This window comes from Sphingomonas sp. GW821-FHT09B04, from assembly GCF_059418285.1.
In genome coordinates, this window is sequence record NZ_JBWKPO010000001.1 from 471920 (window position 1) to 497724 (window position 25805).

The following is a 25805-nucleotide window of genomic DNA, read 5'->3' on the forward strand; positions in this document are numbered from 1 at the left end:
CGTCATCCCCGTGCAGGCGGGGATCCATTCTGGCCAACCGAACGGATAGAGCCGCACCGGCAGCGGCAATGGATCCCCGCCTGCGCGGGGATGACGATTAATTGGGCCAGAGGCCGATCGATAGGGCCGGCTCAGGCCGCGGCAAGATTTTCCGCAGTGGCATCCGCGAGGCTGGTGCCGTCGAGGATACGCGCGGTTTCGTCGCGTACCCGCGCCATGGCATGGCGGATCGCGCATGCCGCCTCGTCCTTGCAGTCGAGGCAGGGGCGATAGGCGGTGCGGCTGACGCAGGGCACCAGCGCCAGCGGCCCTTCGATCACGCGGATGATTTCACCCAGCGAAATCAGATGGTTGGGACGCGCAAGCCGATAACCGCCCATCTTGCCGCGGGTGGAATCGAGGAAGCCTGCTTCGCGCAGATCGGCGAGGATCAGCTCAAGGAACTTGCGCGGCACATTCGCCTCGGCGGCGATGCGGGTCATCGGCGTCGGCGCGCCTTCCCGTGGCTGCTTCGCCATAAACAGCATGGCGCGCAGGGCATAACGGGAACGCTGGGTGAGCATGGCACGCTATTTGCTCTCCCTTTGCGGCCTTCACAAGACCAAATCCCGCTCTTTTCAATCGGATTTGCACTTCCTATATCAGTCGTGCCGGGTTCGCCCGGCTATGACGATAAACTGTGACGTAGAATAGATGCAGCGGACCCGGGGGCAGTACCCGGCGGCTCCACCATAAAAGGTGGTGTATCTGGACACCGTTTCTGACGGGGCCGAACCAGGATCGACGTGTATTGAAAGGCGTTGTTTTCGTTCGGAATGGGACCACCGCGACGGCCCATACACACAAGTGCCAACGATAACGAAGCACTCGCTATTGCGGCGTAACCCCAAGGCCTAACGGCTTAAGGTTATTCTAAAATGCGCGGTTGGACCGCACCGGGCAACAGAAGCGGATTCCGGCGGTACGGGGAGCACCGAGCAACAGAAGCTCCCCACTTATTTCTCGCGCGCCAGCCGCTCCTCCTCCTGCGTGAATGCGGTGAGGCCTCTGCTGTCCACAGGCACCGCAGTGGCGAAAAACGCCACACCGGTGCCTTTCGCCCGATCGATCCACAGCCCCGAACGCAAGCCATAGGCGTCGCCCGCATGGCCAACGCGCGTCCGGAAATCGCCAAACAGATCGTCCGCGCAGATGTCGTGCGCGGTCGGCAGCATCGTCATCGCCAGGCCGTACTGGCAGTAGAAGCCGTTCGAGGTGTCGCCGTTGGACCCGTCATAGCGCCACGCAGGCTTCTCAATCTGAGCGATTGATTGCGGCTTCAGGAAGCTGCCGTCATTGCGCAGCAGCATCCGGCCGATCGTCGCGAGGTCGCGCATCGACGCGCGCAGCCCACCCTGCGGCGAGAACAGCGCGCCATTCTCGCCCAACCGGTATTCCGCCAGATCGCACCCGGCCTTCGCAATCACCGGGCAGTCCGGACGTCGACCCTTGAGGTCATCCAGCGCGACCGATCCATCGGTGCGGTACAGCACCACCGCGCGCGCGATCTTGCCGTCGCTGCAAGTCGACCAGTTGAAGCACGCATCGAGCTTGAGCGGGGCCAGCACCAGCCGCTGCATGAGGCGATCGAAGCGTTCGCCCGACGCCTTCTCCATCACGCTCGCGATCACCGGAAAGCCGATATTGGCGTAGCGGAAATATTCCCCCGGACGATGCTCCGCGTCCCACAGCGCCGGCTGCGCGATGCGGTCGGCCAGCCGATCGCCGAGCGGAACGCGATACTCGTCGGGATCGATCAGTCCGGACTGATGCGACAAAAGCTGGCGCAGCGTCACCGGCATTTTGGGAAAGGCCGGATTGCGCACCCGCCAGCCCAGAATTTCGCCTACATCGCGGTCGAGATCGAGCTGCCCCGCCTCGACCATCCGCATCACGCCGAGCGCGACGACGAGCTTGGTGATGCTGGCGACCCGCACCGGATCGTCGACCGTCACCGGCCGTCCGGCCGCGCGATCCGCCATCCCGCTCGCGCGGGACGCCGTCTCCGCCTGCGCATCAAACGCGATCCGCACCTCGGCCGGGGGTTCCCCGGACTGAGCGAAGGCAGGGGAGCCGGCAAGCGACAGCAACGAACCGAGCAGCAGGATCAGACGCATCGCGCGATCATGCCCGTGATGTCCCGAAACACAACCACCGAGCACAGGTGAGGGGGCGACGGCGCCGATGCAGGAATGGATCGTCCCCGCGCCGAAGCACTCCCGAACAAGAAAGGGCTCCGGTTTCCCGGAGCCCTTTTCAGTTCAGCCTTTCGGCCGGATTTTAGTCGTCGTTACCGCCGGTCAGGAACGCGGGGAGGCCGATATTCTCGCCGCCCTCGTCCTTGTTCTCGCGGCGCGGGCCACGATCGCCACCGCGATCACCCCGCGGGCCGCGGTCACCGCCGTCGCGGCGCGGACCCCGGTCACCACCGTCACGACGGGGGCCGCGATCGCCGCGATCGCCACCGTCACGGCGCGGGCCGCGATCGCCACGCGGACCGCGGTCTTCGCGCGGTTCGCGAGCCGGACGCGTGTCCTCGAGCTCGGCGCCGGTCTCCTGATCGACGACGCGCATCGACAGGCGAACCTTGCCGCGCTGGTCGATCTCGAGAACCTTGACCTTGACTTCCTGACCTTCGCTCAGGACGTCGCTGACCTTCTCGACGCGCTCGTTGCGGATCTCGGAGACGTGAACCAGGCCGTCCTTGCCGCCCATGAAGTTCACGAACGCGCCGAAATCGACGAGGTTGACGACCTTGCCGTTGTAGACCTTGCCGACTTCAGCCTCTTCGACGATGCCCTTGATCCAGTTCATCGCGGCTTCGATCTGCGCGATGTCGGACGAGCTGACCTTGATCACGCCCTCGTCATCGATGTCGACCTTGGCGCCGGTGGTGGCGACGATCTCACGGATCACCTTGCCGCCGGTGCCGATGACGTCGCGGATCTTCGACTTGTCGATCTGCATCGTCTCGATGCGCGGGGCATGCGCCGACAGCTCGGTGCGGGCTTCGCCCAGCGCCTTGGCCATCTCGCCGAGGATGTGCGCGCGGCCTTCCTTGGCCTGATTCAGCGCAGCCTCGAAGATCTCACGCGTGATGCCCGCGATCTTGATGTCCATCTGCATCGTGGTGATGCCTTCGGACGTACCCGCGACCTTGAAGTCCATGTCGCCGAGGTGATCCTCGTCGCCAAGGATGTCCGAGAGGATCGCATAATCCTTGCCCTCGAGGATCAGGCCCATGGCGATGCCCGAGACCGGACGCTTGATCGGCACGCCGGCGTCCATCATCGCGAGCGAACCGCCGCACACCGACGCCATCGACGACGAGCCGTTGGACTCGGTGATGTCGCTGGTCAGGCGGATCGTGTAGGGGAATTCGTCCTTGGTCGGCAGCACCGGGTGCAGCGCGCGCCACGCCAGCTTGCCATGACCGACTTCGCGACGGCCCGGCGCGCCGAAGCGGCCGACTTCACCGACCGAATAGGGCGGGAAGTTATAGTGCAGCATGAAGTGCTGGTAGCTGAGGCCGTTCAGGCCATCGATCATCTGCTCGGCGTCCTTGGTGCCGAGGGTGCAGGTGGCGATGGTCTGGGTCTCACCGCGGGTGAACAGCGCCGAGCCGTGTGCACGCGGGAGGAAGTGCGTTTCCGAAACGATCGGGCGGATCTGCGTGGTGGTGCGACCGTCGATGCGCTTGCCGTCCTTGAGGATGGCGCCGCGAACGATTTCCGCTTCCAGCTTCTTGGTCAGCTTGATGCCGGCCATGACTTCCTGAGGCGACAGGCCGTCCTCGACGAACTGCGCCTTCGCCTTCGCGCGCGCTTCGTTGAGCGCGTTCGAACGGGCCGACTTGTCGGTCAGCTTGTAGGCGGCGGTGATGTCCTTGCCGATCAGCTTCTTGATCTTGTCCTTGAGCTTGGCGTTGTCGTTCGACGACGCGATTTCCCAAGGCTCCTTGGCGGCCTGCTCGGCGAGCTTGACGATCGCCTTGATCACTTCCTTGCACGCGTCGTGCGCGAACAGGACGGCGCCGAGCATAACCTCTTCCGACAGCTCATTGGCTTCGGATTCGACCATCATCACTGCGTCCCAGGTCGCGGCGACAACGAGGTCGAGGTCGCCGGCGGCAACCTGCTCGTCGGTCGGGTTGAGGATATACTCGCCGTCGATATAGCCGACGCGCGCAGCGCCGATCGGGCCCATGAACGGCACGCCCGAGATGGTGAGCGCAGCCGACGCCGCGACCAGCGCGAGGATGTCCGGCTCGTTCTCGCCGTCATAGCTCAGCACGTGAGCGATGGCGTTGATCTCGTTGTAGAAGCCTTCGGGGAACAGCGGGCGGATCGGACGGTCGATGAGACGCGAGACCAGAGTCTCCTTCTCGGTCGCGCCGCGCTCACGCTTGAAGAAGCCGCCGGGGATGCGGCCGGCCGCGCTGTACTTTTCCTGATAGTGGACGGTGAGCGGGAAGAAATCCTGCCCGTCCTTCACCGACTTGGCGGCGGTGACGGCGCACAGCACCACGGTTTCGCCGAGCGTCGCCATGATGGCGCCGTCGGCCTGGCGGGCAACCTTGCCCGTTTCGAGTGTCAGGGTCTGTCCGCCCCACTCGATCGATACGGTTTTCTTGTCGAACATGTGATTTCCTTTGGACCGGACGCCCAATGCGCCCGGGGCCTGAGTGCAAGCTGTCCGGCTTGCGCGGTGCGGGGTGATTTCACCCCTTTTTCAGGGCTCCGGCCGGATTGCCACGGCCCCAAGGGTCCGGGCTAGCTGCCCGGTATTGCAAAAAGGCGACCCGAAGGCCGCCTTTCCGGTTACTTGCGAAGGCCGAGCTTCGCGATCAGTGCGGTGTAGCGATCACCGTCCGTCTTGCGGAGGTAATCGAGCAGCGAGCGGCGCTTGTTGACCATCATCAGCAGGCCGCGGCGCGAATGGTTGTCCTTGGCGTGGCCCTTGAAGTGGCCGGTCAGGTTCACGATGCGCTCGGTCAGGATTGCGATCTGGACTTCGGGGCTGCCGGTGTCGCCTTCGGCGCGGCCATGTTCCTTGGTCAGTTCAGCTTTGCGCTCGGTCGTGATCGTCATGTGTTTTCCTTCGACATCTTCTTACAGGTTGAAGCCGCGGATGACCCGGACGATCCCGTCCAAAACCTCGACCAGCGCGACGGGCGTTTCACCCTCGAGCGCAAAGTGCTGGCCGTCATTCGCAGCGATCCCGATCAACGCTCGCCCCTGACGGAGCGCCCCTGCCTGATCGGGAGTGAGAGATAGAGCCGGGATGTCGTCCAGCCCCGCCCTCAACGGCAGGAGGCAATGTTCAAGCGTGCGGCCCTTAGCGGCCTCAGCCAATTTGTCCAGCGAAATCGCGGATTCGAGGGTGAAGGGACCCGCCTTGATCCGGCGCAGCATCGTCACATGGCCGACCGTGCCGAGCGCCTGGGCGATGTCGCGCGCGAGGCTGCGGATATAGGTGCCCTTTGAGACGTGCGCGGTGAGCGTGGCGCTGTCCGGCGTCGATTCGCGCAGCGTGAGCGAGCGGATCGTCACCGCGCGGCTCGCCAGCGTCACTTCCTCACCCTTGCGGGCGAGGTCATAGGCACGCTCGCCATCGACCTTGAGCGCCGAATAGGCAGGCGGCACCTGATCGATCGGACCGGTGAAGCGCGGCAGCACCGCCTCAACCTCGGCCCGCGACGGGCGCACATCCGACTGCGCGACCACCTGTCCTTCCAGATCGAGCGTGTCGGTCTGCGATCCGAAGCGGACGGTGAAGTCGTACACCTTATCGCTGTCGAGCATCCGCCCGGCGAGCTTGGTCGCTTCCCCCACCGCGATCGGCAGCACGCCCGTCGCCAGCGGATCGAGCGTGCCGCCATGGCCGACCTTGGGCAGATCCCGTTTCTTCGGGCCATAGCCGCCGTCGCGCAGCGCACGCTTGACCGCGCTCACCCCCTGAGTCGAACCGAGTCCCAGTGGTTTGTCGATGATGATCCAGCCATGCATTAGGGTCTGAACTTCCTTAGAATGAGGTCGAGACGGAGCCGAATTTGGCACCAGGCTAGGAGCGAGGAAGGAGCGATGTGGTGCATCGTGACTGACGAGCGACGACGCATGGCGCCAAATTCGGCCCGCCGCTGCGCGGTCGCCCGTGAGAGGCCGCCGAGCTGCGTCGCTTGCTTGCGCGTAGCTTCAGCTACGCGGCTGCGCTGCGCTCCTTGTCGGTGGCCTCTCACGGGCGATCTCGATCCTCATTCTAAGGGAGTTCAGACCCTAGCCCGCGATCGCCATGGTGATCGCCAGATACCATTGAGTCACCGCTTCCCAGGGCGGGACGATCAGTTGCGCGACGATATTGGCGTTCGGCCAGATCGACGGGACGATCAGCAGCAGGACGAACAGCAGGGGAAAGCCGAATCGGCCAAAGGATGCCCAGCGCTCCGCTGCGGCAGGAGGCAACAATCCCTGCACCACATGTCCGCCATCGAACGGCGGGAGCGGGATCAGGTTGAACAGCGCGAGGAAGAGGTTCACGCCGACAAAATTGAACAGATTCCTGGCGACGAAGAGGGCGATATCACCCAATTGCTCGCCACCAGCGCTGGCCAGTAACAAGCCGAGCAACACCGCGCCGACCAGCGCGAGTACGAAGTTCATGCCGGGGCCGGCCAGCGCCACCAGCACCATGTCGCGCCGGGGATTGCGCAGCCGCGCGTAATTGACCGGCACCGGCTTCGCCCAGCCGAACACCGGCATCTTGGTAAGCGCGAGGATCAGCGGCAGCACGACCGTACCGATCGGATCGACATGGCGGAGTGGATTGAGCGACAGCCGCTTGCGCTCGGCCGCGGTGGGATCGCCGAGCGCCCGCGCGGCGAGGCCGTGCGCGACTTCATGGAAGACGATCGCGATCACCAGCGGAATTATCCAGATGGCGGCGCCGTAGATCATGGAATCAGGATTCATTGTCGTCATCTAAGCGCGGCTGCCCGGATTCACCAGCGCGGCTCAGTTCGCCGCCGTGATCGCCTCGGCGAAATGGCGGCGACACAGCGCGACATAGCGGTCGTTACCGCCGATTTCTGTCTGCGCGCCCTGCGCCACCGCGCGCCCGTCTTCATCGACACGCAGGTTCATCGTCGCCTTGCGCCCGCACCGGCACACCGACTTGATCTCGATCAGCGCGTCGGAAAGCGCGAGCAGCCGCGCCGATCCCTCGAACAGCGCGCCGGTGAAATCGGTGCGCAGACCATAAGCGAGCACCGGAATGCCGAGCACATCGGCGACCGCCGCGAGCTGATCGACCTGCGCCGCGGTGAGAAACTGCGCCTCGTCGACGAGCACGCAGTGCACCGGCCCGGCATCCGCCTCCCGCGCAATACGCAGCCGCAGGTCCATATCAGGATCGAATCCGACCGCTTCGGCAGCAAGGCCGATCCGCGACGCGATCCGTCCCTCACCCGCCCGGTCATCGACCGCCGCGGTGAACAGGATCGTGCGCATCCCGCGCTCGCGATAGTTGAAGTCCGCCTGAAGCAGGTTGGTCGATTTGCCCGCGTTCATCGAGGCATAGTAGAAATAGAGCTTGGCCATCACCGGCGACCTTGGCCGAGGATCCCGCGCCTTTCATCTGTCTCCGCGGCAAACCCGTGGACAGATGTGTGGACAAGCCTGTGGATTAATCTCGCGGCTGGCCGCCCGCTCGCCCTTCCGGCAGATCGCCAAACAGCAGATCGACCAAGCCGCGTGTCGACAGCAGTCCGGTTCCGGGCGCTTCGATCTTACTGGATGACGATCGCTGCTCGGCCCCATCGATCAATAGCCGCAGACGCGTACCGCCAACCGCATAGATCGCGAATCCGGCCTCGGTCTGTTCGATATCGGGTGAGTCCCCCTCCGGATCACCTTCGATCCGGATCAACAGTTCGCTGCGCGATGAAAGCTCGAACTCCTCGGCCCAGGGCTCCAGCCAGATGAAGATCGACGACGCTCCGGCATTACAAAGCCAGAGTGCCGAGGATCCGTCAGTCATCGGTCAAATCGCGCGCCACCTTGGGATCGCGCAGCAGCTGGTCGATATGGGTGCCTTCGTCGAAGCTCTCGTCCGCGAGGAACTTGATCTTCGCGGCGTATTTCATCTTCACCCGGCTCGCGACTTCGCGCTGGAAATAGGCGGTGTTGGTGCGCAGCGCCTTGATCACCACGTCCTCGTCCTTGCCGAGCAGCGGCTTCACGAACACCGTCGCGTGGCGCAGGTCGGGCGACATCCGCACCTCGGTCACGCTCACCACATGGCTGGCGAGCACATCGTCATGCACTTCACCGCGGGCAAGGATCTCGGACAGGATATGACGCACCTGCTCGCCCACGCGCAGCAGGCGGACGGAGCGGGTCTCAGGGGTATCAGCCGTCCGCATCATCATTCGCTTCGGTATAGAAGGTCAGCCGGTTGCTCGACGGATCCTGGATGGTGATCTCGCGTGAGCCCCATGGCGTCAGTTCAGGTTCACCGGGACGCGCATTGCCGTGCTGTTTGGCACGCAATTGCGCCATGTACGCCGAGACATCGTCGACCGGGATGCGCACTGCGCCGCCCGGCGTCGCATCGCCATAATGCTCCGAGATGTGCAGCGCGCAGCCCCCGCGACGCACGCCCATATAGAGCGGCGCCCCGTCATCGAACCGATGCTCGAACTCCAGCTCGAAACCGAGGAAGTTCAGGTAAAAGTCCTTCATCCGCTTCTCGTCGAAGCTTCGAAGAACCGGGGTTGGGGCGCCGAACATCGCGAACGGCGCTCCTTAGAGCGTCCGCTCGCGCAGCTCGACCTCGAAGGTTTCGAGATAGTCGCCCGGCTTGATGTCGGTGAAGTTCTGGCTGAACGTCACACCGCACTCCAGACCCGCGCGCACTTCGGCAACATCGTCCTTGAAGCGGCGCAGCGATGCGATCTCGCCCTGATAGATGATGACGTCGTCGCGCGTGATGCGGGCCTTGAGCGCCTTGCGGATCGCGCCGTCGGTGACCAGCAGACCCGCCGCCTTGCCATGCTTGCCCGCCGAGAAGACCTCGCGGATTTCGGCGCGGCCGACCACGGTTTCGAACGCTTCCGGACCGAGCTGCCCGGCCATGCCGGCGCGGATCTCGTCGGTGAGCTCATAGATCACGTCATAATATTTGAACGCGACCTTGTGGCGATCGGCGATCTCGCGTGCCTTGGCATTCGGACGGACGTTGAAGCCGATGATCGGCGCGCCCGAGGCCGCAGCCGCGTTCACGTCGCTCTCGGTGATGCCGCCGACGCCCGCGTGCAGCACGCGCGCCTTGATGTCGTCGGTGCTGATCTTGTTGATCGCCGCGACGATCGCCTCGACCGTGCCCTGGGTATCTGCCTTGACGACCAGCGGATATTCCATCGCCTGCTTTTCCTTGAGCGCGCTGAACATGCTCTCGAGGCTGGCGGGGGTGTTGGTGGTGCGCTTGTTCTGGATGACGCTGGCGCGATAAGCCGCGACCTCGCGGGCGCGCGCCTCGTTCTCGACGACCTGAAGCAGATCGCCTGCCATCGGCACGCCCGACAGGCCGAGCACCTCGACCGGCATCGACGGGCCCGCTTCCTTGATCTGGCGGCCCTTGTCGTCGATCAGCGCGCGGACCTTGCCGCTCTCGGCGCCGACGACGAACACGTCGCCGACCTTGAGCGTGCCGCGCGTGACGAGCACGGTGGCGACCGGACCACGGCCCTTGTCGAGCTTGGCTTCGACGACATTGCCCTCGGCTTCGCGCTCGGGGTTCGCCTTGAGCTCCATCAGCTCGGCCTGCAGCTGGATCTTCTCGATCAGCTGGTCGAGACCGGTCTTCTTGAGCGCCGACACTTCGACGTCCTGGGTCTCGCCGCCCATTTCCTCGACCTGCACATTATGCTCGAGCAGGCGCTCGCGCACCTTCTGAGCATTGGCCTCGGGCTTGTCGATCTTGTTGATCGCGACGATCATCGGAACGCCGGCCGCCTTGGTGTGGTTGATCGCCTCGATCGTCTGCGGCATCAGCCCGTCGTCCGCGGCAACCACCAGCACGACGATGTCGGTGACGTTCGCGCCGCGCGCGCGCATCTCCGAGAACGCCTCGTGACCCGGGGTGTCGAGGAAGGTGACCTTCGACTTGTCCTTGAGCGTCACCTGATAGGCGCCGATATGCTGGGTGATGCCGCCGGCCTCGCCGCGCACGACATCGGTGCCGCGCAGCGCGTCGAGCAGCGACGTCTTGCCGTGATCGACATGGCCCATGATCGTCACCACCGGCGGACGCGGCTGAAGCGTGTCCTCGGCATCCTCGACCGAATCGACGGCCAGATCGATGTCCGAATCCGAAACGCGGACGATGTTGTGGCCGAACTCGGTCACCAGCAGTTCGGCGGTGTCCTGATCGATCGTCTGAGTCATGGTGACGGGCGAACCCATCTTGAACAGCGTCTTGACCAGATCGGCGCCCTTCTCGGCCATGCGATTGGCGAGTTCCTGAACCGTGATCGATTCGGGCACCTGCACGTCGCGGATCTGCTTGATCTGCGGTTCGCGCGGTCCGGAGTGACGGCGATGTTCCTTCTCACGCGCGCGCTTGAGCGCGGCGAGGCTGCGCGCACGCGCGCCGTCGTCGCCACCCAGGGCGCGGTTGACCGTCAGCTTGCCGCCGCGGCGTTCGTCACCGCCCTTGCGGTCACGCGGCTGCGGCTTTTGCGGCTCGGGCGGACGCGCCGGAGCCCGGTTGGGGCCAAGATTGGCCCCGCCTGCGGGGCGCGGCGTGGGTGTCGAAGCAGCACCGGCATTGCCGGTCGCGGCCGGAGCCGGCTCGGCGCGCTGCGGCGCGGGACGCGGAATCTCGGGGCGCTGCACCGGGGTGAACTGGCGCGGCGCGGGGCGGCTCGGATCGAGCTGGACCGCAATCGGCTGCTGACGCACGGGGGCCGGAGCCGGAGCCGGAGCCGGGGTCGGCACAGGCGCGGGCGGCGGCGGAGCGGCCTCGACCACAGGTGCAGGAGCTGGCTCAGGCTTGGGCTCTTCCTTAGGCGCCTTGGCGGCCTCGGCTTCGGCGCGCGCCTTTTCCTCGGCGCGGCGCGCTTCGGCCTCGGCAGCCTCGGTACGCTCGCGCTCCTCGCGGCGGCGCGCGTCTTCGTTCGTCTGCATGCGCTGCTCTTCGGCTTCGCGTAGCATACGGGCCTGACGCTCCTGCGCGGTCTCGCCAGCGGGGGCGACCGGGCGCGGCGCGGGAGCAGGCGGCGGCGGCGGCGGTGCAACCGCCTCGACCACCGGCTCGGGCGCGGCCTCGGGCTGACCGGATTGCGGACCAAGCACGCGACGACGCTTCACCTCGACCACAACGGTGTTAGAGCGTCCGTGGCTGAAGCTCTGCTTCACCTTGCCGGTCTCGACCGTGCGCTTCAGCCCCAATGGCTGGCGCATGCCCAGTTTCGGCTTGTCGTTTTCGGTATCGCTCAACTCAAATTCCCGTCTGTTCGTCGTTCGTCTCGTCGCCGCCAGCGCCCGATGCGCCTTGCGAAGCTATTTCGCAAGGTTTGGGGTCAGGATCGGGACCGATAAAATGCAGCCAGCGGGAGAGCGCTTCGCTCACCCGCGCGGCTGCCTTGGGGTCTGTCAGGCCGACATGTACCACATTTTCGCGGCCAAGGGCCAAGGACAATATGGTGCGCGGCAGCGGCAATGTGAAGCCCGTGTCGCCCGAACCCTCGCGATCGGTGCCGACGCGCAGCGCCTGATCGAGTTTGCGCGAGCCATCAGAGCCCGCGTCGGCGGCATGGAGCAACAGGCGAAGCTTGCCGCTGCGCCCGGCTTTCTCGATCCGCTCGCCGCCGATCACGACATGCCCGGCCTTGGCTTCCAGCCCCAGCCGGTCGAGCAAGGCGCGCTCCAGCTGCGCGGCGATGCGATCCCCCAGATCCTCGGGGATGCGCAGGTCGCTCGTCTTGAACGCGCGCGACAATGCCCCGCGAAGCTTCTTGCCGCTGGCATTCAGCTCGGCGCGATCGACGCCGATCCACGCGCCGCGGCCCGGCGCCTTGGCACGCACATCCGGCAGCACCTCACCATCGGGCGACAGCGCAAGCCGGACAAGCCCGTCGCGCGGGGATTCCGCGCGCGAGAGGATGCAGGTGCGAATGGCATCGCCATCCGCACGCTTGCCGGCCGTCAGTTCAGACGGGGTATCATTGCTCGGAGTCCGCAACAGCGTCCTCCCCGCCGGCGGCGCCGGTGCTATCGGCGTCGGCAGCTGCCGGCGCGTCTTCGTCCTCGAACCAGTGCGCGCGGGCCGCCATGATGATCTCGTTGCCCTGCTCATCGCTCAGGCCATACTCGCCGAGCACGCCGCCCTTGTCGCTCTCGCGGACCGGAGCTGCCGGACCGTCGCCGCGACGGCGCGGTTCGGGGCGCTTCTTGGCGACCAGCTCGTCGGTGGCGAGATCGGCCAGGTCGTCGAGCGTCAGGATCTTCGCCTTGCCCAAGGTGACCAGCATCGCTTCGGTCAGATACGGCATCGTCGCGAGATCGTCCTCAACGCCCAGCGCGCGGCGCGCCTCGCGATTGGCTTCCTCGCGGCGCTCGAGCGCCTCGGTCGCGCGATTCTGAAGCTCCTGACCCAGATCCTCGTCGAAGCCCTCGATGCCCGCAATCTCGTCGAGCTCGACATAGGCGACCTCTTCGAGCGTGCTGAAGCCCTCGGCGACCAGCAGCTGTGCCAGCGTCTCGTCGACGTCGAGCTCGTTCTGGAACATCTCGCTGTTCGCGACGAACTCGTTCTGGCGCTTCTCGCTCGAGTCGGTCTCGGTCAGGATGTCGATCGCCTTGCCGGTCAGCTGGCTGGCGAGGCGGACATTCTGGCCGCGACGACCGATGGCGAGGCTGAGCTGATCGTCGGGAACGACCACTTCGATGCGGTCATCCTCTTCGTCGATCACGACGCGCGCGACGTTCGCCGGCTGCAGCGCGTTGACGACGAAGGTCGCGGTGTCGGGCGACCAGGGGATGATGTCGATCTTCTCGCCCTGCATCTCCTGCACGACGGCCTGAACGCGCGAACCCTTCATACCGACGCAGGCGCCGACTGGGTCGATCGAGCTGTCGTGGCTGATGACGCCGATCTTGGCGCGCGAACCCGGATCGCGGGCAGCGGCCTTGATCTCGATGATGCCGTCGTAGATTTCGGGCACTTCCTGCGCGAACAGCTTCTTCATAAAGTCGGGATGCGCGCGGCTGAGGAAGATCTGCGGGCCGCGGGTCTCGCGCACCACCTTCAGGATCAGGCTGCGGATGCGGTCACCGACGCGAACCACTTCGCGCGGGATTTGCGCGTCGCGGCGGATCACGCCTTCGGCGCGGCCCAGATCGACGACGACATGGCCGAACTCGACGCGCTTGACGACGCCGGTGATGATCTCGCTCTGGCGGTCCTTGAATTCTTCATACTGGCGCTCGCGCTCGGCGTCGCGGACCTTCTGGAAGATGATCTGCTTCGATGCCTGCGCCTGAATGCGGCCGAATTCGATCGGGGGCAGCGGATCGACGATGAAGTCGCCGACCTTGGCGTCCTTCTGAAGCTTCTGCGCGCCCTTGAGGTCGACCTGCTTGAAATAGTCGTCGACGGCCTCGACCACCTCGACCACGCGCCACAGGCGAAGGTCGCCGGTCTGCGGGTCAAGCTTGGCGCGGATATCGTTCTCGATTCCGTAGCGGTTCTTGGCGGCGCGCTCGATCGCGTCCTCCATCGCCTCGATGACGATGGCCTTGTCGATCATCTTCTCGGACGCCACCGAGTTCGCGATCGCGATCAGCTCGGCCTTGTTGGCGGAAATGGCGGTGGCCATCAGTCCTGTTCCTCTGCTTCGAATTCGTCTGCGCCCTCTGTGGAGAGCGGTCGGGTTGCGGCGATAAGCCGGTTGGTGATGACGAGCTTGGCGTCCTCAATCTGATCGAAACCGATGAAGTGGGTCACGCCCTGCGCATCGGTGATCGAAACCACCTCACCTTTGAGCTCGACGCCCGCCAGATCGCCCTTGAACTGCTTGCGCCCGTCGATCTTCTCAGCGAGCGTGATGCGGGCCTCATGCCCTTTCCAGTCCTCGAAATCCTTGAGCCGGGTCAGCGGCCGGTCGATCCCGGGCGAGCTGACCTCGAGCCGATAGGCCTCGGGGATCGGATCACGGCCAGCGGCTTCCAGCTCATCCAGCCGATCCGAGATGCGGCGCGACAGGTCGGCGCAATCGTCGATGTGCAGCTGGCGGGTATCCGGGCGCTCGGCCATCACCTGCAGCGTCCGGTCGCCCTCGCCACCGAACATCTTCACGCGCACCAGGTCGAAGCCCAGCGCACGCGCTTCAGGCTCGATCAGATCGGTCAATGCAGCGATATCCGCCACGCGAAAACTCCAATAAACACCGGATACGCCTCGTCGCCGCCGAACCCCGTGGGGCCGGCCTCGGCAAGGTTTCCAATGTCGAGAACAGCGCCTCTATAGGCGCATGCCGCGGCGACAGCAAGCCGTTCGAGTCAGCGCGCCGCGATAGCCGGACCGCTGTCGCTGCGCGGCGGGCGGGCGAGCGCTGCGACATCGATCCCCTTCCATTCGGGCTTGCGCCCCAACCGCGCGTTGAAGCGGGTGTTGAAGCGCATCTCGTCGGTCAGCGGCATGTGCAGCGACACGCCATAATCGTTGCGAACCGCGCCCTCCGGATAGCCCATCATCGCGAGGATCGTGGGAAACAGCTGATAGTGGCTTGCGTGATCGCGATTCCGCTTCGCCGCATCGGACCAGCCGCCCTCCGCGCCCGAATCGGTCAGGACCGCAAGCGGCACCGCCCCCTCTTCAGCGACCGGATGCGCACTGCAATGCGTGTGCACACCGCCACCGCCACGCTCGCGCAGATCCTGTCCATGGTCCGCGGTGTAGATCACCGTCGCGCCATGCAGGGTGCCGGTCGCCATCAGCCGCTCGAAGAACCCGCCGACCTGCCACAGAAGCGTATTGCGATAGGCGTTGCGGTAGCGGCGCCATTGCTCGGCACTGCCGTCGAACCCGTCACGGCTGCCCGTATCCGAAACGCCGAGGAACCGGCCGCGCGGCAACGCCGGGCGATAGACGGCATGGCTGTCGGGATATTTGTCGTGCACCGGGAAATGCGCGCCGACCTTGTTGACCAGGATGAACTCGCGCCGGCCATTTGCGAGGTGCTGGACGATCCGGTCGGCGGCGGCGTGGTCGCGTTCCTCGACCGCAACACCGTCGAACTGGACGAAGGTTTCGATCCGCGCGCGTTCGGCCGCATCCATGCCATTGTGCAGTCCGCCGCCGGTGCGCTGTGCGTCGATATAGACCGGGGCGAACCCTGCCTTGCGCGCATAGTCCCAGATCGCGGGGCCGCTGGCGTTGAGCTCCATATAGCGCTCACGCGTGCCGCCGTGGCGCAGCGTCAGATTGGTGCCGAGCGAGCAATTGGTGATCGACGCGGCGACTCCGAAATTGTGTACCGCAATTCCAGGGGGTGGAGTCAGCAACCCCGTGCGCACCCCGAACGGATCGGCAAGGTCGAGATAGCGCGCAGCGACGCTTTCATCGACGATCAGGACGATGTCGCCGGTACCCGGCACCGGTTGCGGCTGCATGCTTACCGATCGCCGCGCCCCGTCGCTTACCAACTCCTCCCCCGTCGCCAGCGTCAGATAGGCGAGCGAGGTGAATGCCCCCGGCAGCCCGCGCGCGCCATCGCCGCCGCGCAGGAACAACATGCTGGTCAGCAGCGCCAGCGCGCCCAATGGCGCCGCGACCCAGCGTGCATCGAACCGCCAATTGCGGTTTGGCGTGAGGCCGAGCGCGAAGAGCAAAGGCAGGGCGGCGAGGATTTCCCCACCGATCGGCATACCATGCTGGGCCATCGCGTCGCCCGCAAATCCGGCTGAGCCGATGAGGTTGAGGAACCCGTCATAGGTCAGGTGATCGTTGAGGATGCGCTCGCTCGCTCCGATAAAGGCAGCGGCAGCAAACAGCAGCACGGCCATCACCCAGCGCAACGGGTTGGAGGCGAGCCGCGATGCGACCCACAGCGCGCCCGCCAGTGCGGTATAGAAGACCGCGAACAAGCCGAGCGACGGCGACAGGCCGAGCGAACTCACCCGATCGGCGAGACTTCCGCCGTCGGCAATCAGATAGAGAAGGAGCAGCGCCTCCTTGACCGGCGCGTGCTGTAGCCGGTGCATCCCACCCCCAATGTCGAACCGCACGCTGTTAGCGGTGCGGCGTTGCGATGGCGTAAATGCCGTGCAACATCCCGTCGCCCGCATGCGTTGCGGGTCTAGCAGCTTCCCCGGAGAAACCGATGCGCCTGTTGCCGATCGCCGCCGCCTCACTCACCCTGATCGCCTGCACCGGCGCCCAGCCAGGCAACAGCCAGGAAACCGCCGCGCAAACATCGGCGGAAAGCGGCAGCCTTCCTTTCACCGTCACCCCGGTCGCCGATTTCGACTCGCCCTGGGCGATGACCTTCCTGCCCGACGGCCGGATGCTGGTCACCGAGAAGACCGGCACGCTGTTGCTGGTCAGCGCCGACGGCAAGACCAAGACCTCAGTGTCGGGCATCCCCGCGGTCGACAGCGCCGGGCAGGGCGCGCTCAAGGATGTCGTCCTAGCCCCCGGTTTCGCGGGGAACCGGCAAGTCTATTTCAGCTATTCGGAAGCGGGCGAGGGCGGCAAGGGCGTAGTGCTCGCGCGCGGCACCCTCACGGACGGCGGATCGCCTGCGTTGCACAACGTCCAGACGCTGTTCAAGGCGACCCCCTATGTTACCGGCAACGGCCATTATTCGGGCCGCATCGCCTTTGCCCCTGACGGCAAGCACCTGTTCTTCACCAATGGCGAACGGCAGAAGTTCGATCCGGCGCAGGATCCCAAGTCGACGCTGGGCAAGGTGCTGCGCCTGACGCTCGACGGAAAGCCCGCCGGCGATCCCGGCCTGACCGCCAAAGGGTTCCACCCCGCCATCTGGTCCTATGGCCATCGCAACCTGCTCGGCCTTGCCTTCGACAAGGCGGGCAACCTGTGGGAGCAGGAGATGGGCCCCAAGGGCGGCGACGAGGTCAATCTGGTGCTGCCCGGCAAGAACTATGGCTATCCGATCGTATCCGACGGCGATCATTATGACGGCAAGGACATTCCCGACCACAAAACCCGCCCCGAATTCGAGGCGCCCAAGGTGTCGTGGAATCCGGCGATCTCACCCGGCGGGCTGATGGTCTATTCGGGGAAGATGTTCCCGCAATGGAAGGGCGACCTGTTCATCGGCGGGCTGTCGAGTCAGGCGCTCGTCCGTGTCGATGTGAACGGCACCCAGGCGGCCAAGGGCGATCAGTGGCCGATGGGGGCGCGCATCCGCGAAGTCGAGGAAGGTCCGGACGGCGCAATCTGGCTGCTCGAGGATGGCGGGCAGGGTTCGCAGGGCCGCCTGCTCAAGCTGATACCGAAGCGCTAGTCCGCGGGATTCAGCAGGAAGTTCAGCCGGGCAGCGGCGACCGGGCGCTCCCGGTCGTCCTGCCAGGCGATTGCCTCGACATTGGCGATGCGCGTACCGAGCCGTGAGATGATTCCCTGCGCGCGGGTGACCTTCTCACGCCCGCCGCGCATGAAATCGACGGTAACGTTGATCGGCTTGATCCGCGTATCGGCGCGGCCTTCGGTCTCCAGCGCGTGCTTGAGCGCGACGATCGCCGCCATTTCGAGCAACCCGGCGAGCGCGCCGCCATGGACGAAGCCGGGGCGGCCGATCACATCGGCGCCGAACGGCATCGCGAGCACCGGCGCGCCTTCTCCGGGCTCACACAGGATCCCGAGCAGATCGGCATAAGGCGGCAGGGTCATGCCGGCGCGCCCGTGAACATGAAGGTGCCCGCGACATGCGCGACCGGGTCTTCCGGATCGCCATCATGCGCGATGCCCCGCACGAACGCGACCGAGCGCGTCACGCGATAGCATTCGCCACGCCCGATCACGTCGCGCTGCGGCGCTGCGGGACGCAGATAGTCGACCCGCAGGTCGAGCGTCGCATGGGGCAGGAACCCACCACGCTTCATCCACACACCGACGCTTGTCGCCATGTCGAGCAACGCGACGATCGGACCCGACGCGATTACGCCGCGCGCGGGGTCGCCCACCAGATCCTCGCGCCATGGCAGAACGAGCTGGCACCAGTCGGCGCCGTGCGCGTCATATCGGATTCCCAGACGATGTCCGTGCCCCGCGCCGCGCGCAGAGAAAAAGATGGAAGGATCGAACGGGAACGGTGCTGACGCCATCGCCGGGCGGACTAGCGGGCATAGGGGAGCACGGCAATGCTGCAGCGCATTGGCGCATCGTGAATCCGAATTAACTCAGCCGCCCCGTGCGTCAGGCGTAGCTTCGGGCAATCAAGGAGGGGGAACACGCATGATCACCTTGCCCATCACCGAGATCGCATCACTTGGTACCCAAGTCGCCACCCATGGCTCGCTCCGCGCTGCCGAAACCGCAGGAGACCAGGTGTTCGAGATGCTGATAGCGATCGCGATTCTCGTCTACGAAACCTATCCCGGCTAGTGCGCGCGCCGCCCTTCGTGCCCGCGCGGCATCCCGGACTCGCCGGTGCGCGGAGGCGATCGGCATCGATCAATTCAGAATGGCTCTCTGGCCCGATTGCTGCAGTTGCGGCCCGGTTCGCCGGTATCGACGATGTCGAGGAGATCGAACGTCGCGCCGCGACATGGCTTGCCGATCCGCGTCAGGTGGAAGCGTTGCTGCGACCATTGATCGACGCGCTTGGCGCCGATCCCTGGTTTGAGCCCCCGTTCAAGATCAACCGCGACCGACTCCGCACCGGGGTTACCCTGCTCGACTGCCCGGCCATTGCACTTTCGATCACCGTCACCGGCGCGGCCGAGCTCAATCGACTCCCGCTGCCAGCGACAATTGTCGTGCCGGGACGGGTGACGCTCACCCGATATGTCCGTGCGGGCAAGGCGCAGATGCGGCGCTGGCGCGCGGAACCGGCAGGGCCGGACTTCAGCGCCGCCGACGCCGCCGCCGCCTGCGAGCTTTCGCCGCGCATCCTGGACGATGGCGCGCTGATCCGGCAGGACGGGCGGACTTGTAGTCATCTGTTCGTACGGGCGGAGAGCGACATTGTCGGGCTCACAGCGACGATCAAGCCATCGGCAGCGCCGCTGATGCGCGAGTATGCGATCGCCGACGGCGCCTTTGTCCGGGCTGCATGCGCCGACGATGCGGCTTCGCGGATCGAAATGCTGCTGACCTTCCTGCGCGTGAGCGGGCGCGCCGACGCCTCGACACTATTCGACAGTGCCTCGCGCCACCCGGCCTTCCATCTCCGCTGGTCAGCGATGCGCGAATGGCTGATGCTCGATGCGCAGGTCGCTCGCAGCCGCCTGGCCGAAATGTGTGCGCACGATCCCAATGCAGAGGTCCGTGCGGCAGCCGCAACGACGCTCCCCCTGCTCGATCGACGGCTGGAACAGCGATGCCGCGCCTGATCGGCCCCGGCGAGGGCGCCGCAATCACACTTGAGGAACTGGTCGACGCACTCGATACGACAGCGTTCGATCCGCATGATGAGGACAGCTTTGCCGCACTGGGTCCGCTGCTCGCACGGCTAGGCCGCAATCGCGCCTTCCTCGCGGACCTCGCGATCGAAGAACTCAAGCTGCGCTGCGCGCGGCAAAGCGCCGCCAATGGCTATGGCCCGCAGGTTTTCCTGCTCCGGGCACCCAACGGCCGTTATGTGATCCGTGCCAATTTCTGGCCAGCGGCAGACGATGCCGTGGTGCAGGCGAGCGGCACCGCGCCCTTCTTCTACGGCTTGCCGCACGATCACAATTTTCCGTTCCTGACCTATGGTTATCTGGGCTCGGGCTATTGGAGCGACTATTTCGAATATGATGGAAAGACTGTGTCCGGCACGGCTGGCGGCGATGCCGGATTGCGCTTCATCGAGCGCAGCCGGCTCGATCCCGGCAAGCTGATGCTCTACCGGATGCAGCGCGACGTGCATGTCCAGCTGCCGCCCGACAGCTTCTCGGTCTCACTCAACATCCTCGGTCAGCACCCCAGCCATCCCTGGATCGACCAGTATCGATTCGACATTGCGCGCAACACGATCGCCGAAGGACTGACCACAGCGCCATCCGAAGGGCTTGTCACACTCGCCGTACATCTTGGCGGCGGCAACGGGCTCGACCTCGTCGATCAGCTTATCCGGCATCACCCGCACCCCCGGATGCGTCGGACGGCAGCTGCTGCGCTCGCGTCCGCAAACGGTGCCGCCAGCGATCGACGCGGATTATTGGAACGCGCGGCCAGTGACGAAGACGCCGAAGTTCGAGCGCCGGCACGGCGCGCGCTCGAATCCAGTCCGCAAGATCCATCCGATCCGGATCGGTTTGCGACAGACTCGTGACGCGCGGCACGTAAATTGCCGAGAAGTGGAGCAAAAGATTCTCTCCGAAATCGATATACCGCTGCTGGATCACGCGGTCGCACAGCGCGGCTATGCGCTCGTGCTCGGCAAGCCGTGCGGCGCGCCGGATCGCGATGTCGCAGCCGTGTTGCGGACATGGCGACCGGGCATCCGGATCCACAGCTCGCGCGTGCCCGAGATCGCGGTGGCCAGCTGCGCCGCCTGGCTTGCCGCGGCGCTAGACGCGGGTGCCGCCGACGCCGTTTCGCACCCGGTCAACCCGTTCGAGCTTGCCGCACGAGTCGATGTGCGTGTGCGCTGCCATATCCCAGGCGATACCCGGATCCGCGACCTGAGCATTGACCGCGTCCATCGCACCGCTACCCGCGCCGGGCTTCCGATCGCGCTGGTGCCACGCGAGTTCGCGTTACTGCTTTACCTTGTCGAGCGACGTGGCGAGTTCGTCTCGCGCCGCGAATTGCTCGAGCAGGTTTGGGGCCTGCGCTTCGATCCCGGCACCAATGTCGTCGCCGTCCATGTGTCCAAGCTGCGCGCCAAGATCGACCGCGGTTTCGCCAGCCCGATGATTCGCGGCGTCAAGGGACTCGGCTATCGCTTCGACGCGGTCTAGCGTGGTGCAAAGACGGGAAGAGGATGGCCATGACCGAGCAACGCGTTTCGATCGAATTCCACGACGGCGTCGCCGATGTGCGGCTGACCCGGCCCGACAAGATGAATGCGCTCGACCCGGCGATGTTCGCCGGTCTCGCCGATGCGATCGAGCGGCTGAATGGCATGCCCGGGCTGCGCGCGGTCGTGCTGTCGGGCGAAGGTCGCGCTTTCTGCGCCGGACTCGACATGGCGAGCATGGCCGGCGGCGGATCGGGCCTTGATCTGCAAGCGCGCAGCTACGGCGACACCAATTTGTTCCAGCGGGTGGCGTGGGGCTGGCGCACCTTGCCCGTGCCGGTCATCGCCGCAGTGCATGGCATCGCATTTGGCGGCGGGTTCCAGATTCTGTCGGGCGCCGACATCCGCATCCTCGCACCCGGCACGCGCTGCGCGATCATGGAGATGAAATGGGGGATCGTCCCCGACATGGCGGGCTTCGCATTGTGGCGGACGATGGTGCGCGACGATGTGCTGCGTGAGCTGACCTACACGGCACGCGAATTCAGCGCCGAGGACGCGCTGGCATTTGGCTTTGCAACGCGCCTGTCGGACGACCCGCATGCCGAGGCGCTGACGCTCGCGCAGGATATCGCAGGACGAAACCCGCACGCGATCCGCGCCGCCAAACGCCTCGCAAATCTCGCCGCAGAAACGGACGCACCCGCGATCCTGGCGGCGGAAAGCGCCGAGCAAGCGTTGCTGATGCGTTCGCCCAACCAGATCGAGGCGGTGATGGCGAACATGCAGAAGCGCGCGCCGAACTTTACCGACTGAAGCTTCCAATAACTGCCCTCTCATACTAGAAGGATACCATACCCAGAACACGAATGAGAGGATGCCAATGCGCGAAGCCGCAATCGTCTCCACCGCCCGGACGGGCATCGGCAAAGCCTATCGCGGCGCATTCAACGCGACCGAGGCTCCGGTGCTGGCCGGACATGTGATGAACGCGGCGGTCGAGCGCGCTGGAATCGACCCCACGCGGATCGACGACATCTTCTGGGGCGTGGGCAACCAATGGGGAACGCAGGGCGGCAATGCCGGGCGGATGGCGGTGTTCGCCGCGGGGTTGCCCCAGCGCGTGCCCGCATTCACGCTCGACCGGAAATGCGGATCGGGGCTGACCGCGCTGGCGCTGGCGGCGCGGTCGATCGTCGCGGGGGATATCGACGTCGCGCTGTCGGGCGGGATGGAATCGATCAGCCTGACAGTGAACAAGGACGCGCCACGCTTCCAGAACCAGTCGGTGCTGGCGAACGAACCCCATGCGTACATGCCGATGATCGAGACCGCCGAGATCGTCGCCGAACGCTATGGCATCAGCCGCGCGCGGCAGGACGAATATGCCGCGATGAGCCAGCAACGCGCCGAGGCGGGACTCGCCAACGGCGCGTTCGCCGAGGAAATCGTGGCGATCATTGTCCACAAGGCACTCTTCGACAAGGAGGGTAACCGCACCGGAAATGAAACGGTGACGGTGACGCAGGACGAGGGAATCCGGGCGGGCACGACGGAAGCGGCGCTCGCGGGCCTCAAGGCCGTGTGGCGGGACGGGCAAGTCATCAAGCAAGGCCGCCATATCACCGCGGGCAATGCCAGCCAGCTGTCCGACGGCGCCGCGGCGCAAATTGTGATGGATCGCGCCATGGCGCAGGCCGAAGGCAGGGATATCCTCGGCATCTATCGCGGCTTTCAGGCGGCGGGTTGCGGACCCGACGAGATGGGCATCGGGCCGATCTTCGCAATTCCCAAATTGCTCGACCGGGCAGGGCTCAGGGTCGAGGATATCGGGCTGTGGGAACTCAACGAGGCATTCGCGAGCCAGTGCCTCTATTGCCGCGACACGCTGGGCATCGATCCGGAGAAGTACAACGTCAATGGCGGCGCAATCGCGATCGGCCACCCGTTCGGCATGACCGGCGCGCGGCTGATCGGTCACGCGCTGATCGAAGGCCGCAAGCGCGGGGTGCGCTGGGTGGTGGTGTCGATGTGCACCGCGGGCGGCATGGGGGCGGCGGGGCTGTTCGAGATTCCCTAAACACTCGCCCCTTCGACATCCGCAGATCGAACCGCTAGAGGGCCGCGCATGCTTCGTCTCGGCACCCGCGGATCGCCGCTCGCGCTCGTCCAGGCCAATCTCGTGCGCGATGCGCTGCTCGCCGCGCATGGCTGGGCGCCGGAGATGGTCGAGATCGTTCCGATCCGCACCACCGGCGACAAGGTGCAAGACCGCCCGCTCGCCGAAATCGGCGGCAAGGCGTTATGGACCAAGGAGCTCGACCGCGCGCTGCTGGACGGCGAGATCGACCTGGCAGTCCATTCAATGAAGGATGTCGAGACGATCCGCCCCGAAAGCATTGCCATCGCCGCAATGCTCAAGCGCGAGGATGTCCGCGACCGGCTGATCGGCGCCGATTCGATCGAAGCGCTGCCGCATGGCGCGCGGATCGGTACCAGCTCGCCGCGCCGCGCCGCGCAGATGCGCCGCATCCGCCCCGACCTGTCGATCGTACCGTTGCGCGGCAATGTCGATACGCGGCTGGCCAAGGTGCGTGACGGTGAGGCCGACGCCACCCTGCTCGCCGCCGCGGGGCTTGAGCGGCTCGAACGGCCCGATATCGGCGCACCGATCCCGCTCGACCTGCTGCTACCCGCCCCGTCGCAGGGCGCGGTCGGAATCGAGGTGCGCGCGGACGATGTCCCGACCCGGATGCTGGTCTCTGCGATCGGCGATCCCGTGACCGAGCGCTGCGTGCTGGCCGAACGTGCACTGCTCGCCGCATTGTCGGCCGATTGCCATTCGCCGGTGGCCGCACTCGCGACGATCGAAGACGACACGCTGCGGTTGCGCGCCGAGATCCTGAGCGAGGACGGAAGCGAGCACGTCCGCCTCGACAGGCCCGGCCTTGAGGGAAATGCGCACGAGGCAGCGGCCATCGCGCACGACCTGCTCGCTGCCGCCAGCCCGCATTTGCGTGCGCTGTTCGGGCATTGAGCCGCCGCGTCGCGATCCTGCGGCCCGAACCGGGCAATGCCGCCACCGCGGCACGGCTGCACCACGCCGGGTTCGATCCCCTGCCGCTGCCCCTGTTCGAGGTGAGCCCGCTCGACTGGACGCCGCTTGAGCCCGCGGATTTTGACGGGCTGCTCTTCACCAGCGCCAACGCTGTCCGCCATGGCGGCCCGGACCTTGCTTCGCTGCGCGGTCTGCCGGTTCTGGCGGTCGGAAGCGCGACAGCGGACGCAGCGCGCGCTGCCGGGTTTACAGTGGTGCACACCGGTTCGACCGACCTGACGGACCTGCTGCACGACGCCCCGGACTTCGCACGCCTGCTATGGCTTTCAGGACGTGATCGAACTGCAATCGAGCATCCGGCACTCGCAGCTATCGTGCCCGTTTATGCGAGCGACCCGGTCGCATGGGCAGCCGCTGACGCCCTAACGCTGGAGGGAAGCATTGCGCTGATCCATTCCGCCCGCGCGGGCATGCAGCTTGGCGCAGCGCTGGCCGGCCACGGCATCCCACGCCATAATGTTCGGATCGCCGCGATCAGCCGCAAGGCAGCGATCGCCGCCGGGCCCGGCTGGGATCGAATCGCCGTCGCTGCCACGCCCGATGATGACGCACTGATTGCCGCTGCGCGCCCGCTCGCGATTGACCCCTGACCGCATCGGGAGAATAAGCGGTCCCATGATTTCCGATACGCCGATCGAGACGCCGGTTCCGGCGCCCCCCCGCGGCAACACATTGACCGTCGCGCTGGTCGCCGGGCTGATCGCCTTCCTCGCAGGACTCGCGGTGATGGCGGCGGTCTTCCGCTTTGGTGGCTGGTGGAACAGCGAGCCGCCGCCGACGCCCGCTCCCGTCCAGCCCGCCCTCACCGCGCCGCCGTCCGCGTCTGCCGCTACCGATGTCGCGACGCTCGCATCGCGCGAGCAGGCGCTCGCCGCCCGGCTCGACGCGCTCGACACCCGCATTCAGGCAAGCGATGCCGACGCGCGCACCGCCGCGGGCTATGCCGGGCGCGCCGAAGCGATGATGCTGGTGTTCGGGGCACGGCGTGCGATCGAGCGCGGTCAACCGCTGGGTCCGATCGCAGCTGAATTGCGCACGCGCTTCGGGGAGAATGACGGGCGGGCTGTCGCCACCGTCATCCGCGGCGCGACCGAACCCGTGACACTCGAGGACCTGCGCCTCGCGTTCGACCAGATCGCGCCGCGGCTTTCGACCGGGGTTCCCGGCGAAAGCTGGTGGGACGGGCTGCGCCGCGAGGCGACGACGCTGGTGATCGTGCGCAAGGACAATGCGGCGAGCCCGCATCCACGCGCGCGGCTGGCACGTGCCCGCCGCTTGCTGGGGCAGGGCCATGTCGAAGCGGCGCTCGCCGAAATCGCCCGGCTGCCCGGCGCGCAGGGCGCGGAAAGCTGGATGGCGGCGGCGAGCCGCTATGTCGAAACCCGCAACGCGCTCGATACGCTCGAGACCGCGGCGATCCGCGGTCCGGTGAGGCCAACCGCCGGCGCACAGCAACCGGCCGCGCAACCCGCGCCCGCGGCGCCCGCACAGTAAGATCAACTCAGGGAGAGAAGT

At 66.0% G+C, this 25805-nt stretch carries 27 protein-coding genes and 1 other RNA gene; 11 read left to right on the forward strand and 17 right to left on the reverse strand.

The features are described from left to right. Positions 1 to 131 precede the first annotated feature (131 nt). Positions 132 to 563 carry an RrF2 family transcriptional regulator gene (locus AC07NK_RS02270; protein WP_495168939.1) on the reverse strand — a complete coding sequence of 144 codons (432 nt, stop codon included), beginning with the start codon at positions 561 to 563 and terminating at the stop codon, positions 132 to 134. A gap of 47 nt (positions 564 to 610) precedes the next feature. Between AC07NK_RS02270 and ssrA the strand changes: the two genes are divergently transcribed. Then, positions 611 to 957: a transfer-messenger RNA gene (ssrA, locus tag AC07NK_RS02275) on the forward strand. Positions 958 to 995: 38 nt separating this feature from the next. On the opposite strand, the gene AC07NK_RS02280 is transcribed toward ssrA, so the two are convergent. From AC07NK_RS02280 to AC07NK_RS02345, 14 genes are all read right to left on the reverse strand, one after another. Beyond that, positions 996 to 2156 (reverse strand): serine hydrolase domain-containing protein, encoded by a 1161-nt coding sequence (locus tag AC07NK_RS02280; RefSeq protein WP_495168940.1) that lies wholly within the window; start codon positions 2154 to 2156, stop codon positions 996 to 998. Positions 2157 to 2319: 163 nt separating this feature from the next. Next, the gene (gene pnp / locus AC07NK_RS02285) at positions 2320 to 4680 is read right to left on the reverse strand and encodes a polyribonucleotide nucleotidyltransferase (RefSeq protein WP_495168941.1); all 2361 of its coding nucleotides are present in this window, start codon (positions 4678 to 4680) and stop codon (positions 2320 to 2322) included. A 179-nt stretch (positions 4681 to 4859) separates the two neighbouring features. Beyond that, on the reverse strand, positions 4860 to 5129 hold the full coding sequence (gene rpsO, locus AC07NK_RS02290; protein WP_447727662.1) for a 30S ribosomal protein S15: 270 nt from the start codon (positions 5127 to 5129) through the stop codon (positions 4860 to 4862). Positions 5130 to 5150: 21 nt separating this feature from the next. Beyond that, complete coding sequence (truB, locus tag AC07NK_RS02295) at positions 5151 to 6047, reverse strand: tRNA pseudouridine(55) synthase TruB (protein WP_495168942.1); 897 nt, start codon at positions 6045 to 6047, stop codon at positions 5151 to 5153. 267 nt (positions 6048 to 6314) lie between these two features. Continuing rightward, positions 6315 to 7007, reverse strand: coding sequence for a site-2 protease family protein (locus AC07NK_RS02300; RefSeq protein ID WP_495168943.1), 693 nt, complete (start codon positions 7005 to 7007; stop codon positions 6315 to 6317). Positions 7008 to 7049: 42 nt separating this feature from the next. Next, complete coding sequence (locus AC07NK_RS02305; protein WP_495168944.1) at positions 7050 to 7634, reverse strand: thymidine kinase; 585 nt, start codon at positions 7632 to 7634, stop codon at positions 7050 to 7052. Positions 7635 to 7719: 85 nt separating this feature from the next. Beyond that, complete coding sequence (locus AC07NK_RS02310; protein WP_495168945.1) at positions 7720 to 8073, reverse strand: hypothetical protein; 354 nt, start codon at positions 8071 to 8073, stop codon at positions 7720 to 7722. Next, entirely contained in the window at positions 8066 to 8458 is a 393-nt protein-coding gene (gene rbfA / locus AC07NK_RS02315) for a 30S ribosome-binding factor RbfA (RefSeq protein ID WP_495168946.1), read from the reverse strand. The genes AC07NK_RS02310 and rbfA overlap by 8 nt, the downstream gene beginning before the upstream one ends. Then, positions 8445 to 8825: a glyoxalase superfamily protein gene (locus AC07NK_RS02320; protein ID WP_495168947.1), complete on the reverse strand. Its 381-nt coding sequence runs from the start codon at positions 8823 to 8825 to the stop codon at positions 8445 to 8447. Before AC07NK_RS02320 ends, rbfA begins: the two co-directional genes overlap by 14 nt. Before the next feature lie 15 nt (positions 8826 to 8840). After that, positions 8841 to 11534 (reverse strand): translation initiation factor IF-2, encoded by a 2694-nt coding sequence (gene infB / locus AC07NK_RS02325; RefSeq protein WP_495168948.1) that lies wholly within the window; start codon positions 11532 to 11534, stop codon positions 8841 to 8843. A 1-nt stretch (position 11535) separates the two neighbouring features. Beyond that, positions 11536 to 12279: a DUF448 domain-containing protein gene (locus AC07NK_RS02330; protein ID WP_495168949.1), complete on the reverse strand. Its 744-nt coding sequence runs from the start codon at positions 12277 to 12279 to the stop codon at positions 11536 to 11538. Further along, positions 12260 to 13915: a transcription termination factor NusA gene (nusA, locus tag AC07NK_RS02335; RefSeq protein ID WP_495168950.1), complete on the reverse strand. Its 1656-nt coding sequence runs from the start codon at positions 13913 to 13915 to the stop codon at positions 12260 to 12262. Before nusA ends, AC07NK_RS02330 begins: the two co-directional genes overlap by 20 nt. Continuing rightward, positions 13915 to 14466, reverse strand: a complete 552-nt coding sequence (gene rimP, locus AC07NK_RS02340) for a ribosome maturation protein RimP (RefSeq protein ID WP_495168951.1) — start codon at positions 14464 to 14466, stop codon at positions 13915 to 13917. The genes nusA and rimP overlap by 1 nt, the downstream gene beginning before the upstream one ends. Positions 14467 to 14597: 131 nt before the next feature. Next, positions 14598 to 16301: a sulfatase-like hydrolase/transferase gene (locus tag AC07NK_RS02345; RefSeq protein WP_495168952.1), complete on the reverse strand. Its 1704-nt coding sequence runs from the start codon at positions 16299 to 16301 to the stop codon at positions 14598 to 14600. Positions 16302 to 16420: 119 nt separating this feature from the next. On the opposite strand from AC07NK_RS02345, the gene AC07NK_RS02350 reads away from it, so the two are divergent. After that, positions 16421 to 17569, forward strand: coding sequence for a PQQ-dependent sugar dehydrogenase (locus AC07NK_RS02350; RefSeq protein ID WP_495168953.1), 1149 nt, complete (start codon positions 16421 to 16423; stop codon positions 17567 to 17569). Here AC07NK_RS02350 and AC07NK_RS02355 read toward each other — a convergent pair. Then, positions 17566 to 17955 (reverse strand): PaaI family thioesterase, encoded by a 390-nt coding sequence (locus tag AC07NK_RS02355; RefSeq protein WP_495168954.1) that lies wholly within the window; start codon positions 17953 to 17955, stop codon positions 17566 to 17568. The genes AC07NK_RS02350 and AC07NK_RS02355 overlap by 4 nt on opposite strands. After that, positions 17952 to 18389: a PaaI family thioesterase gene (locus AC07NK_RS02360; protein WP_495168955.1), complete on the reverse strand. Its 438-nt coding sequence runs from the start codon at positions 18387 to 18389 to the stop codon at positions 17952 to 17954. The genes AC07NK_RS02355 and AC07NK_RS02360 overlap by 4 nt, the downstream gene beginning before the upstream one ends. A gap of 130 nt (positions 18390 to 18519) precedes the next feature. Here AC07NK_RS02360 and AC07NK_RS02365 point away from each other — a divergent pair, with 130 nt between their 5' ends. From AC07NK_RS02365 to AC07NK_RS02405, 9 genes are all read left to right on the forward strand, one after another. Next, entirely contained in the window at positions 18520 to 18669 is a 150-nt protein-coding gene (locus tag AC07NK_RS02365) for a hypothetical protein (protein ID WP_495168956.1), read from the forward strand. Next, positions 18669 to 19619, forward strand: coding sequence for a hypothetical protein (locus AC07NK_RS02370; RefSeq protein WP_495168957.1), 951 nt, complete (start codon positions 18669 to 18671; stop codon positions 19617 to 19619). The genes AC07NK_RS02365 and AC07NK_RS02370 overlap by 1 nt, the downstream gene beginning before the upstream one ends. Continuing rightward, a complete protein-coding gene (locus AC07NK_RS02375; protein ID WP_495168958.1) occupies positions 19607 to 20542 on the forward strand; it encodes a transposase in 936 nt (311 codons plus the stop codon). Before AC07NK_RS02370 ends, AC07NK_RS02375 begins: the two co-directional genes overlap by 13 nt. A gap of 25 nt (positions 20543 to 20567) precedes the next feature. Then, positions 20568 to 21173 (forward strand): winged helix-turn-helix domain-containing protein, encoded by a 606-nt coding sequence (locus AC07NK_RS02380; RefSeq protein WP_495168959.1) that lies wholly within the window; start codon positions 20568 to 20570, stop codon positions 21171 to 21173. Between the two features lie 29 nt (positions 21174 to 21202). Beyond that, a complete protein-coding gene (locus AC07NK_RS02385; protein ID WP_495168960.1) occupies positions 21203 to 21988 on the forward strand; it encodes a crotonase/enoyl-CoA hydratase family protein in 786 nt (261 codons plus the stop codon). A 67-nt stretch (positions 21989 to 22055) separates the two neighbouring features. Then, on the forward strand, positions 22056 to 23252 hold the full coding sequence (locus AC07NK_RS02390) for an acetyl-CoA C-acyltransferase (protein ID WP_495168961.1): 1197 nt from the start codon (positions 22056 to 22058) through the stop codon (positions 23250 to 23252). A 48-nt stretch (positions 23253 to 23300) separates the two neighbouring features. Then, positions 23301 to 24209, forward strand: coding sequence for a hydroxymethylbilane synthase (gene hemC, locus AC07NK_RS02395; protein ID WP_495168962.1), 909 nt, complete (start codon positions 23301 to 23303; stop codon positions 24207 to 24209). After that, positions 24206 to 24880, forward strand: a complete 675-nt coding sequence (locus AC07NK_RS02400; RefSeq protein ID WP_495168963.1) for a uroporphyrinogen-III synthase — start codon at positions 24206 to 24208, stop codon at positions 24878 to 24880. Before hemC ends, AC07NK_RS02400 begins: the two co-directional genes overlap by 4 nt. A 25-nt stretch (positions 24881 to 24905) precedes the next feature. Continuing rightward, entirely contained in the window at positions 24906 to 25784 is an 879-nt protein-coding gene (locus tag AC07NK_RS02405; protein ID WP_495168964.1) for a hypothetical protein, read from the forward strand. Positions 25785 to 25805 lie beyond the last annotated feature (21 nt).